At 34.5% G+C, this 12,526-nt stretch carries 11 protein-coding genes; all 11 read left to right on the forward strand.

Features of this window, described 5'->3' with window-relative positions:
- Nucleotides 1-443: 443 nt before the first annotated feature.
- The 11 genes from ACUXEY_RS02440 (at nucleotide 444) to cuyA (ending at nucleotide 12,421) form a co-directional block, all read left to right on the forward strand.
- Nucleotides 444-1,433, forward strand: a complete 990-nt coding sequence (locus tag ACUXEY_RS02440; protein WP_000833208.1) for a beta-ketoacyl-ACP synthase III — start codon at nucleotides 444-446, stop codon at nucleotides 1,431-1,433.
- The gene (locus ACUXEY_RS02445) at nucleotides 1,423-2,586 is read left to right on the forward strand and encodes an ATP-grasp domain-containing protein (protein ID WP_461299996.1); all 1,164 of its coding nucleotides are present in this window, start codon (nucleotides 1,423-1,425) and stop codon (nucleotides 2,584-2,586) included. Before ACUXEY_RS02440 ends, ACUXEY_RS02445 begins: the two co-directional genes overlap by 11 nt.
- Nucleotides 2,583-3,569, forward strand: a complete 987-nt coding sequence (locus ACUXEY_RS02450; protein ID WP_131250147.1) for an NAD-dependent epimerase/dehydratase family protein — start codon at nucleotides 2,583-2,585, stop codon at nucleotides 3,567-3,569. Before ACUXEY_RS02445 ends, ACUXEY_RS02450 begins: the two co-directional genes overlap by 4 nt.
- A complete protein-coding gene (locus ACUXEY_RS02455) occupies nucleotides 3,566-4,417 on the forward strand; it encodes an MBL fold metallo-hydrolase (RefSeq protein WP_461299997.1) in 852 nt (283 codons plus the stop codon). The genes ACUXEY_RS02450 and ACUXEY_RS02455 overlap by 4 nt, the downstream gene beginning before the upstream one ends.
- Complete coding sequence (locus ACUXEY_RS02460; protein WP_461299998.1) at nucleotides 4,410-5,747, forward strand: F390 synthetase-related protein; 1,338 nt, start codon at nucleotides 4,410-4,412, stop codon at nucleotides 5,745-5,747. The genes ACUXEY_RS02455 and ACUXEY_RS02460 overlap by 8 nt, the downstream gene beginning before the upstream one ends.
- Entirely contained in the window at nucleotides 5,744-6,889 is a 1,146-nt protein-coding gene (locus ACUXEY_RS02465; RefSeq protein ID WP_461299999.1) for a hypothetical protein, read from the forward strand. Before ACUXEY_RS02460 ends, ACUXEY_RS02465 begins: the two co-directional genes overlap by 4 nt.
- Nucleotides 6,890-7,226: 337 nt before the next feature.
- The gene (locus ACUXEY_RS02470; protein WP_000903048.1) at nucleotides 7,227-7,427 is read left to right on the forward strand and encodes a helix-turn-helix transcriptional regulator; all 201 of its coding nucleotides are present in this window, start codon (nucleotides 7,227-7,229) and stop codon (nucleotides 7,425-7,427) included.
- Between the two features lie 5 nt (nucleotides 7,428-7,432).
- Nucleotides 7,433-7,726 (forward strand): hypothetical protein, encoded by a 294-nt coding sequence (locus ACUXEY_RS02475; RefSeq protein ID WP_000925448.1) that lies wholly within the window; start codon nucleotides 7,433-7,435, stop codon nucleotides 7,724-7,726.
- 476 nt (nucleotides 7,727-8,202) lie between these two features.
- Nucleotides 8,203-9,744 carry a serine hydrolase domain-containing protein gene (locus tag ACUXEY_RS02480; protein ID WP_461300000.1) on the forward strand — a complete coding sequence of 514 codons (1,542 nt, stop codon included), beginning with the start codon at nucleotides 8,203-8,205 and terminating at the stop codon, nucleotides 9,742-9,744.
- A 197-nt stretch (nucleotides 9,745-9,941) separates the two neighbouring features.
- Entirely contained in the window at nucleotides 9,942-11,174 is a 1,233-nt protein-coding gene (locus ACUXEY_RS02485) for a DUF4073 domain-containing protein (RefSeq protein WP_461300001.1), read from the forward strand.
- 251 nt (nucleotides 11,175-11,425) lie between these two features.
- The gene (gene cuyA / locus ACUXEY_RS02490; protein WP_461300002.1) at nucleotides 11,426-12,421 is read left to right on the forward strand and encodes a D-cysteate sulfo-lyase; all 996 of its coding nucleotides are present in this window, start codon (nucleotides 11,426-11,428) and stop codon (nucleotides 12,419-12,421) included.
- The last annotated feature ends 105 nt before the right edge of the window (nucleotides 12,422-12,526 follow it).

The raw sequence follows: 12,526 nt of genomic DNA on the forward strand, positions 1-12,526 counted from the left end.
CTTTGGCATTACTATCTAAAGCTCTGTCAATCCAATTATAGAAATCATTTTTTTGAAAACAAAAGAGAAAATAGAAGATGTTTAAATGAGATGTATATACGTTCCATATGTTTATATTTGCTGCTCAATAAACGATCCTCTCACGTAAGTTCATACCACATATTCACTTTTATTTACAAAAAATACTATTAATTATTTTCGGATAATTGTTATAATATAATTAAATTGATATAAAAGTGTTTTTCTAAAGTATGTATTTGAAGAATTCTCATGCGAAAAGAGCCAGTTCTCAAGTAGAGAACTGGCTCTTTTTTGAAGAGAAGTAGGATTAGATGTACATAATGGGATAGCAGAATTTTACAAGAAAATCTGTATTTATCCACAACAGTAGTTATATATGACGGAATTTTAAAATTTATAAAAAGATTAAGAGGCGATAGAAAATGAAAAGATATATTAGTATAAAAGGAATTGGTACATATCTTCCGAAAAGAAAGGTAGAATCTTTTGAAATAGATCGTATGCTACAAGTGCCAGAAGGCTGGACATTAAAAAAAGCTGGGGTAAAAACAAGATATTTTGTTGATGGGGAGACGTCTTCTTATATGGGGGCGGAAGCTGCAAAAAAAGCTGTAGAAGATGCTAAGTTAACTTGGGATGATATCGATTGTATTATTTGCGGAAGCGGAACGATTCAACAGGCGATTCCTTCTACAGCATCACTTATTCAAGAACAGCTCGGGCTACAGCATTCTGGTATTCCATGTTTTGATATTAACTCAACATGTTTAAGTTTCATAACAGCACTTGATACAATTTCGTACGCAATTGAATGCGGGAGATACGAAAATGTTGTTATTATTTCTTCTGAAATTTCTTCTGTCGGATTAAATTGGGGCCAAAATGAAAGCAGCATTTTATTTGGTGACGGTGCGGCAGCTGTTGTCATAACAAAAGGCGATCATACATCTTCTATTATTGCTTCTCATATGGAAACATATAGCTCTGGTGCGCATTTATCAGAAATTCGTGGCGGTGGAACGATGATTCATCCTCGCGAGTATAGTGAGGAACGAAAAGAAGACTTCTTATTCGATATGAATGGAAGAGCCATTTTTAAACTATCTTCTAAGTATTTGTTGAAGTTTATCGACAAGCTACTTATGGATACTGGTTATTCCCTGGCCGATATTGATTTAATTGTTCCTCACCAAGCGAGTGGACCAGCTATGAGACTCATTCGTAAAAAACTAGGGGTTGAGGAAGAGCGCTTTATGACCATTTTTGAAGACTACGGTAATATGATTTCCGCATCTATTCCAGTCGCTCTTTTCGAAGCGATTAAGCAAAAGAAAGTGCAACGTGGAAATAAAATACTATTACTAGGTACTTCTGCAGGACTTTCTATCGGGGGCATCCTTCTTGAATACTAAGAAAACAGTATTAATTACAGGGGCACGTGCACCAGCAACTTTGCATTTATGCAGACTGTTTCATAACACCGGACATACCGTTATTATTGCAGATAGTATTCCGTATCCATTAAGTAAAGTTTCAAAGTGTACGGATTACTTTTATGAAATTCCTTCTCCAAAGTGGAAAACAAATGAAAGTATCCGTGCGCTACTATCCATTATTCAACGACACAATGTGGATTTGCTTATTCCTACTTGTGAAGAAGTGTTTTACATATCTAAATATAGAGAAGAGTTAAATGCATTTTGTCATGTATTAGTAGATGATTTTCAAAAACTTTCATTACTGCATAATAAGTGGGAATTTATTCAGTTCGTAGCGAATTTAGGGTGGCAAGTACCTGCAACATATAGAATAAATAATGAAGCAGGGATAAGTTCAATGATGCACAAAACACCAGCTCATACTCCTTTTGTAAGAAAGCCGATTTTCTCCCGTTTTTCTGATAAAGTGGAATTTATTACAAAAGAGGATGCTCTAAAAGAAAGCATGATAGATAAGTCGAATTATATTATGCAAGAGTTTATACGAGGAACGCAGCATTGTTCCTACAGTATTGCACAATCTGGGGAAGTGTTAGCGCACTCTTCGTATAAAACGGAATTTACGGCAGGCTTAGGTGCTACCATTGCGTTTCAGCATATGAATCATCCTAAAATTGATCAGTTTGTGAGACATATTGTAAAAGAGCTAAATTTCTCAGGACAAATTGCTTTTGATTTTATCGTTACAGAGGATGGAGATGCGATGCCGATTGAGTGTAATCCACGTACTACAAGTGGATTACATTTATTCGATGAGGAAATATTGCCCGCTTTCTTTCGTGAAACAGTAAACAATACACTCATTCCAAAAGAAAATTCGGAGTGTGCAATTCGGTTAGCGATGCTTTTATATGGATTTCCTTATTTAAAAAGTAAACAAAAACGTAAGCGATGGTTAAAAGTTCTATGCTCTTTTCCAGATATCGTTTATCGTCACAATGATTGGAAACCATTTTTTTATCAGTTTTTTAGCATGTATAAATTATGGCGTGAAAGTTATAAACATGAACGGACTATTTTAGAGCAAACAACATATGACATATCGTGGGATGGTGAAGATTTATGAAAATGCTAGTAACTGGTGGAACGGGCTTTCTAGGACAAAAACTCGCCTTTCGACTGAAGAATATGGGCTATGAAGTAACGGCAACAGGGAGAAATAAAACAATTGGTAAGGTATTAGAACAAAATGGAATTGAGTTTGTTTACTGTCCTCTTGAAGACAGAGATCGTGTGCTACAAGTTTGTAAAGATAAAGATTATATCTTTCATAGCGGCGCACTTTCTTCCCCTTGGGGCAAATATGGAGATTTTTATAATGCGAATGTGTTAGGAACGAAACATATTATCGAGGGAAGTAAAAAGTACGGGATAAAACGCCTGATCCACGTATCAACACCAAGTATTTATTTCTATTATGATGAACGACAAAATGTAGTAGAAAACGCGAAACTTCCTGATGCATTTGTAAATCATTACGCAACAACGAAGCACATGGCTGAACAAGCTATTGATCAAGCTTTCATGCATGGTTTACCAGTTATCACAATACGCCCGCGCGCTTTATTCGGACCAGGAGATAACGCGATTCTTCCGCGTCTTATTAAAGTATGTGAAAAGGGTGCTTTACCGAGAATTGGTACTGAAAATGTTCTTGTTGATATTACGTATGTTGAGAATGTTGTAGATGCTTTACTTCTTTGTATGCATTCGCCAAAACATACATTAGGGCAAAAGTACAATATAACAAATGACGAACGTATCAATTTATATGAGGTCATAGAAAATGTAATGAAGCGTCTTGATAAGGAAGTAAAATATAAAAAAATTTCCTACAAAACCGCTTTTTCACTAGCTGCTATACTAGAAGGAATCTCAAAAACTATTTTATTTGGAAAAGAACCTATTCTCACAAAATATACTGTTAGTGTCCTTTCAAAAAGCCAAACATTAAATATTGATAAAGCTAAAGAAGAACTAGGATATGCTCCAAAGATCAGTATAGAAGAAGGAATTACAAAATTTGTAGACTGGTGGAAAATACAATGAAAATCAAATCTTTAAAGCTATATGATACAGGATATTGTACACATCCAGAAAAAATTGCATACTCCAAGGGCAGTTGGAAACAAATATGTTTTCCAGCTACAGTAGGGTTACTCCAGCATCCAGTATTAGGATATATTTTATTTGATACTGGATATGCGGGACATTTTAAAGAGGCGACAAAAAAATTTCCTTACTCTGTATATGCAAAACTTACGCCTGTTCATTTTACGGAAGAGCAATCTATTAAACAACAACTTCTTCTTGATAGTATTCAGCCAGAAGAAATTAAATATATTATTCTTTCTCATTTTCATGGCGATCATACTGCTGGTTTACCTGATTTTCCGAAAGCGAAAATACTAACCTTCGCAAAAGCTTATGAGGATATTAAAAAGAGAAGTAAATTTGGTGCTCTATTAAAAGGGTGTCTAAAAGATACACTGCCGGTGGATTTAGAGCAGAGGATGACATTTATTGATCGAACTCCATCCCTTAACTTACCTTCTACATATGGAAAGTTTGAAGAGGGGTATGATGTATTTGATGATGGCTCATTATTTGCTGTTGACTTAACAGGACATGCAACTGGTCAATTTGGTATATTTGTCCATTTACAGAGTAATAAAATTGTCTTTCTTTGTGCAGACGCAGTGTGGCTAAGTAAAACGTATCAAAACCTTGTCTTTCCTAGTAAGGTTGCAAACCTTTTAACGAGCGACCCAAAATCTTACCGAAAGAATATTGAGAAGTTACACCATTTATCACAAACATCACCTGAGATTGAAATTGTACCAACTCATTGTGAACATACATGGGATAAAATTAAAGCAGGGGTGTACTATGAATAAACTACGGATTCTCAAGCAATACTTGAAAACAAAATATGGCTTGAGATTTTCAAATCGCAAACAGTTGGAACAGTTTCATAAACGACAAATACAAAAACAACTTTTGTTCGCGATAGAGGCGTCGCCTTTTTATCGCCAGTTATATAAGCCGTTTTTACATGAAATTGAAAAAGGGAATTTGTCTGCACTCCCGATTATTGATAAAGAAGTAATGATGGAACATTTTGATACATTAAATACAGTCCATATTTCAAAGGAAGAAGCGTTTCATATAGCATTTGAAGCAGAGAAGACCCGGAATTTCTCACCAACCATTCGTAATATAACTGTCGGTTTATCATCAGGCACTAGTGGAAATCGCGGGGTTTTTCTCGTTTCCGAGGAAGAACAAACGTTGTGGGCTGGCTCGATTATTGGAAAGGTGCTTCCTTCTAGCATTTTACATAAACATACGATAGCTTTTTTCTTACGTGCAAATAGCAATTTATACGAAGCGACAAAAAATAAGCGAATCTCATTTCATTTTTTTGATTTACTAGATTCGTTTCAGCAGCATATCACGCGATTAAATGAAATACAGCCATCTATTTTAATCGCACCTCCGTCTATGTTACGGAAAATTGCTTACTGGCAGCAAGAAGGACTGATTACAATTTGTCCTAAGAAAATTATCTCTGTAGCAGAAGTGCTTGAAGATATTGATAGAGACTTTATTCGTGCAACTTTCAAGCAGACAGTACACCAAGTTTACCAATGTACAGAAGGTTTTCTTGCTACCACCTGCAAGCAGGGGACATTACACATGAATGAAGACCTCGTTCATATTGAAAAAGAATACTTAGATCAAGAGAAGGGGATATTCGTTCCCATTATTACTGATTTCATGAGGAAAACACAGCCGATTATACGCTATCGTCTCAATGACATATTAATTGAGAAAAAAACGCCGTGCAGCTGTGGCTCACCTTTCTTAGCATTAGAACGAATTGACGGTCGATGCGACGATATATTTATTGGAATAAGTGAATTGGATAATAGCGAAATATCTATTTTTCCTGATTTCATTAGAAGAGCAATTTTGTTTGCATCTAGTGACATTCAAGAATTTAAAGTGATACAACATAGCGTAGACAAAATTGAAATTAAACTTAAAGCACGACCTGAAAATCTCGAATTATGTCAATCAAAGGTAATGCAAGAATTACATACACTGTGGGCTACTAAAAAGTGTGCGATACCACATTTTTTCTTTTCACATTACGATATTCAAGTATATGATAAAAAATTAAAAAGAATAGAAAGTCTTGTAAGGCGTGGTGAACATAAATGATTCAGTTGCACGATGTTCATTCCTTGCATAGCATTGATTGGGAATCCAAAAAAGATGGAGCATATGTACGAGATAGTTTTCTGCCACTGTTTCAAAAGGGCGTTACAGTATTTATTGAAAATGTTAACACACAGCTCTTTCTATTAGAAATTGATGATCTTATCTTGCCAGTTACTCTTAATAACGCAGAGTTCGAAAATTCATATGTATGTTCTCCTTATACACATTACGTATCTTATGCGTTAGAAGAGCTATGGGAGTTGAAAAAACCATGGTTAGAGAAGCTATTAACCTATCCAATTTATCTTATGGGAAGTTGGTTACGACGAACGAATTTGAATAAAGTAATTGTCGTAAATAATTGGATGCTTTCAACAAACCTTTATCACTCTATTAACGAACAACAAATCGAACAAATTACAAATCTATTTGTTGAGAAATTTCCAGAGTATACAATTTTATTTCGCTCTTTAAATAACGAATTATATCCTGTAACGACAGAAGCACTATCTACAGTAGGTTACAAGAAAATTATGTCTCGTTCTATATACTTATTTGATCCGAAACACTATAAAAAAATGAATCGAAAAAAACGAAAAGACTTATTAAACGATAAAAGTTTATTAGAGAAAAGCAATTATGAAATCATTACAAATGAAGAATTAACAAAGGAGGATATTTTACAAATTTCCCAGCTATACAACCAACTATATATTGAAAAATATTCCGCACATAACCCAATGTTTACACCCGCTTATTTATGGAATGCTCTTCAGCATCGTTTATTTGAGATAAAGGCCATAAAAAAAGGGGATACAATTGATGGTGTTATTGCTTATTTTATTAGGGATGGAGTTATGACAACGCCGATTCTTGGCTATAATACAAACTCTGACCAGCAACAAGGTTTATATCGTATACTGTCTCTCCTTATTACAATGGATTCTATCGAAAAAGATTTAATTTGTCATTGTAGTGCTGGGGCTGGAGAGTTTAAACGAAATCGTGGTGCAACACAGCAGATCGAATACAGTTATGTATATAACGCTCATCTCCCACCTAGCCAACAAAGGGTATGGAAAGTATTAATGTGGATATTAAATACATATATAGAACCGATGGCAAAAAAACATCGCTTTTAAACAAAAAGACTTTTATGATTGCTTGTTACCTGGAACTCTTTATTTAAGTGTAGCTGCAATACCTATGTTATGGAGTTAATATAGTATATTTTTAATAATTTATTTTATATGTATCGTTTGGATGAAAGAGAGAAGTGCTTGAAGAGTAGTTCTCTTTTTTATTAAGTTTTTGAAACAGCCCATTATGTACATACAGTAAAGAAGTAGAAGATTAGTAGGCATGGAGAGAAATCTTTATGTCCTTTTTTATGAGGATTTTTAATTTTAAAAATATATCGTAAGAAATAATTTACAATTTGTAAAAAATAAATTACAATTATCTAAAGAGGTGTTACTATTGTTGCATAATAAAATTGTAGTTTGTCGAGCAGAAAAAGGTTGGACCCAAGAAGAACTGGCAACAAGAGTGGGAGTTAGTCGTCAAACTATTGCTACTCTTGAAAAGAATAAATATAACCCTTCTCTAATTCTTGCCTTTAAAATCGCAAATGCATTTGAAAAGCCGTTAACCGACGTATTTGATTATCTAGAGGAGTGATACATATGTTGTTGTTAAAAATTTTATTATTTGGTTTAATAGTGATAAGTAAGATGTATGTAATAAAATTTCAATCAAGTGATGAAGCAAATGACGAACGAGGAAGAGAAATTCTATATAAAACAAATAATGTTTTGTACAATATTCTATATTTGGGCATCCTTGCCATTATTGTTTTACAATTAATTGATATTATTCCTTTGAAATTTCTACCTGACTTGTTATTATATTTTGCACTTTCATTAAGTGTGTTAGGCAGTATTTTTATATTTATCAACAGAAACAGTAAAAATTACTAATACGAGTTAAGTGTTTAATCTTGTTCTGTTAGTTGATTAAACAAAATGTTTTTTTAGTAGGCTACATAAAATAATCAATCTTTTTTATAAAAACTTAAGGAAGCCAAAAGAACCCCACACATTTAAATCAAAATGTGTGGGGTTCTTCTTTTTATAGAATAAATATTTGCAGCAATACTTTGTTCAAATTCTAATTAAAACTAAAATCCACCTTTTCTATTATAAATTTTTGTAGTTTGGAATATATCTATTTGATTAACCAAACTAGTATTTTAGGGGCCTTAACTGAAACAATAAATATAATTTCATATCAATCTTGTTAATGAATTTCATTGTCCTCGGATAAAGGACAATAGTAGAAGTTTGATTTTTATTACAATTTTGTAAGGTTAAGTAATGAAAATCGATAGAACTAGATATGTGAATAGGATACTCTGATTTTTGGATAGAATATTCTGAAAAAAGGGGTAGAGCAAATGAAGAATAGACAAAAAGCATCGATAATATGCAAAAGTATTTTATGTTTCATCATTTGTATATTTATTACGAATGAAGCATGGTTTACAAATGTGGTGAGGGCAGAATCGAGTAAGTTGACTGATAGGAGTATAGAGGATTTCAAAAAAAAGCTGGATGAACAGGTACCAAAATGGCAGGAGAATTATGAGGTGCCAGGGGTTGCAATAGGGATTGTACATGAGGGGCGTATTGCTTATACACTAAACTACGGTTATGTAGATAAAAAGACAAAAAAAGCGGTGAATGAGGATACATTATTTCAAGCTGGTTCCATATCTAAAAGCATTACAGCGTGGGGAATTTTGCATCTTGTAGATGAAGGACGTTTATCACTAGATGATCCCGCTGAAAAATATCTGACCAAATGGAAATTATCTAATTCAGAGTTTCATAATAATGAAGTCACAATAAGAAGATTGTTAAGTCATACAGCAGGGCTGTCTGCACATAAAGGATACCTGGGGGTTGCACCAGGGAAACATCTTGACTCTATCGAGGAGTCTTTGTCTGGAAAAGGATGGCTTAATGAACCAGTGGAAGTTACCAATAAACCAGGTTCAGAAGCAATTTACTCTGGTGGCGGATATACAATTTTACAACTTGTAATTGAAGAGGTTACCGGAATACCGTTTGATCATTATATGGAAGAACAAATTATGAAACCTTTAGGAATGAAATCTAGTTTATTCTTACAACGTCCTGAAAACCAAAACCTTTCGAAAGCTTATGGATATTTTGGAGAGGAGCTCCCTAGTTACCAATTTACCGAACAGGCTGCTGCAGGCCTCAAGACAAATGTTACGGATATGATGACATTGATACTTGCAAGCATGGATGCAAATAATAAAGGGAATGGTGTCATTAAAAGTGAACGTGTTGAAGAAATGCAAAAGCCAGTATTAGGGGAGAATGGTTTAGGTATATTTGAAAAAAAACTATCTAATCAATGGAAATTACTTTATCATTCTGGTGACAATCGAGGCTGGCATTCTTTTTATGGTTTCATTCCTAATACAAAGGATGGATTGGTAATCCTTACAAATGGTGAAGGTGGTATAGACTTACGACAGGATATTTACCATGCATGGATTGAACATGAAACTGGAAAATTACCTGAAAGTTACTTCTCTCTAGCTGAGCAGAGAAAAAGTAATTCCATTACATCAATTGTTATTGGAGCCATACTTAGTGTATATTTGCTGCTATTTGCAATTAGATTGTACAAAGGTAGAAGAACTTTTATTTTTAAGCAAGAGAAGAGATCCTACATCGGATTAGTAGTTAGGACATTTTTACTTATTATTACCGCTATCCTCGTTTTTTGTGCTGCCTATTTGTGGAGAGTTTTCAGCTTGAATTCCGGTAATACAATAAATTTTATTCTAATAATGGTATGGATTATAACATTATTAATTAGTGGATTTTTCCCGAAAATTAGAAGTAATAAAAAACAACGTATGAAAATAAAAGATTTAACATCAAAATTTACATGTATGTAATGTTAAAGGCTAGAAAGCTAGATTGGCGTGAATCTCGAATTGTGGAGTGCAATGAAAAGACAAAATCTCTTAAAAAACACTTAATTTTTTAACCAATTTACATTTACAATCGCCCCCTATAATGTGAATTGGACAAGCATCTAAGAGAAAGCAGAGCATGTCAGTTTGTGCATTCTAATATTAAGGGGAGAATTTGTATGAAAAAGACAGTTGCTTCGTTAGCAGTTATGGCGGCATTATTGCCGACGTTTTCAACACATGCGGAAGGGAAAGAGCAAGTTCGAAAATCAGCTACAACTTTTAATGTTATTAGTGACATTCAAGGGGATTTAGGAGACTTTGATCATGTTTTAAAAGATATGAACAAAGTGACACCACTTTCTAGAGCGCTTATTATGAATGGGGATATAATGCCAACTGGACAGCAGTCACAATATGATGATGTAAAGCGTGTGCTAAACAAAAATAAGCATCCAGAGAATGTATGGTCAACTGTTGGCAATCATGAGTTTTATGCTGGTAAATGGACAGTTGATGGGAAACTTTCTGAAAGTACATGGCCAAATGGTGTAACGGAAGAAACGCTATTCAACCGTTACTTACAATTTAGCGGACAAGAAAAGGTGTATCATAAAAAAGAATTAGACGGTTATCCGCTTTTATTTTTAGGAACTGAAAAATATATGAAATACCACGATTCAAAAATGTGGGATGAAGTATTTATGAGTGATGAGCAATTAGGTTGGTTAAAACAAAATTTAGAAGAATATAGTCAAAAAGATAAAAATAAGCCAATTTTCATTTTCTCTCATCACGTTTTACCTGATACAGTATCTGGATCAAGACAATCACCGTACTTACAAGATTATTTAAACGTCGATAAGTTGTATGATATATTAAAAGACTATCCGCAAGTTGTTTTCTTCACGAGTCATACGCATTGGGATTTAAACTTGCCAGACTGGGCTGGTAAAAAGAAAATTGCAGGCGGAGATAAAAAAGGATTTACTGTTGTAAATACGGGCGGAATTGAAACTGGATGGATGTCAGCTGGACCAAATGGCGGAGAGAAGACTGCTCCTGATGGTTATTCATTTAAACAAGGGTTGCAAGTGAAAGCGTATGGTAGCGATGTAATGGTGACAGCTTATGATTACAAACGTGATAAAGAGATAAAAAAATTATTAATTAGTGATTCGAAAATTGCACAAATGGCACCAAATGTAACCGCTGATGATAGTAAAAATATAATCGTCGGTGCAACGGAGTATATGGAGTACTCTGTAGAAGGAACGAATGAGTGGCTGACGTATAATCCAGGAAATCCTCCAAAATTTGATGGGAACAAGATTGTATACGTACGCCATAAAGGCGAAATGAATTTAGAACCAGGATTAACGCAGCTTCTTCGATTTTCGGCAAATAAGTGATTGGTAAGGGCCCACTTTTGAATGAGTGGGTCTTTTTGTATTATCGGTGTTTATCGGTAAGTCGATATATTTGAAAAATCGCTGATGTAAATTTCATGTACCGTATTGAAGCTAAAATCATTAATACAATTCCATTCACCAAAACCAAATTCCAATACATTTTTACCCCAGAAAGATGACTTCATCATTTTTACATGTAATAATAGTATCGTTACATACATTGTGAAAGAAGTACAAAAGGAGCGTTATTTATGAATTTAGCTAAATTCCCGAGAAAAAAATATACAGAGTCATATACACCAATTGAAAAATTAAACAATTTTTCTGAGGCACTTGGTGGGCCGACTATTTATTTTAAACGAGATGATTTACTTGGTTTAACAGCTGGTGGTAATAAGACGAGAAAGTTAGAGTTTCTAGTTGCGGATGCACAGGCAAAAGGGGCCGATACGTTAATTACGGCTGGTGGTATTCAGTCAAACCATTGCCGCCTAACACTGGCAGCTGCCGTAAAAGAAAAAATGAAATGTATTCTTGTATTAGAAGAAGGGCTTGAGCCAGAAGAGAAGCCAGATTTTAATGGAAACTATTTCTTATATCATTTACTAGGTGCTGAAAATGTAATTGTTGTACCAAACGGAGCAGATCTTATGGAAGAGATGCATAAAGTCGCGAAAGAAGTTAGTGAAAAAGGTAATACACCGTATGTAATACCAGTTGGTGGATCAAATCCTACTGGTGCAATGGGATACGTTGCTTGTGCGCAAGAAATTATGTCACAATCATTCGATCAAGGAATTGATTTCAGCTCAGTCGTTTGTGTAAGTGGCAGCGCTGGTATGCACGCTGGTTTAATTACTGGTTTTGCTGGAACGCAAAGTAACATTCCTGTAATTGGAATCAACGTAAGTAGAGGAAAAGCAGAACAAGAAGAGAAAGTAGCAAAACTTGTAGAGGAAACAGCAACTCACGTTGGTATTCCAAACTTTATCCCGCGCGAAGCTGTTACATGCTTTGATGAATATGTAGGACCAGGTTATGCGTTACCAACGCCAGAAATGGTGGAAGCAGTGCAATTACTTGCGAAAACAGAAGGTATTTTACTTGATCCAGTGTATACAGGTAAAGCAGTAGCGGGACTAATCGACTTAATTAAAAAAGGTACATTTAATAAAGAAGACAGCATTTTATTCGTACATTCAGGTGGTTCACCAGCGTTATATGCGAATACATCTTTATTTGCGTAAGTGTGAAAAGCATTGGGTATCCAATGCTTTTTTGTTATATAATGGAATTGTTAGAAGGTGAGGAGGGCGTAGATGAGTTCAAATGTAAAATGGATTATATACACG

This window comes from Bacillus sp. F9_6S_D1_P_5 (assembly GCF_054823925.1).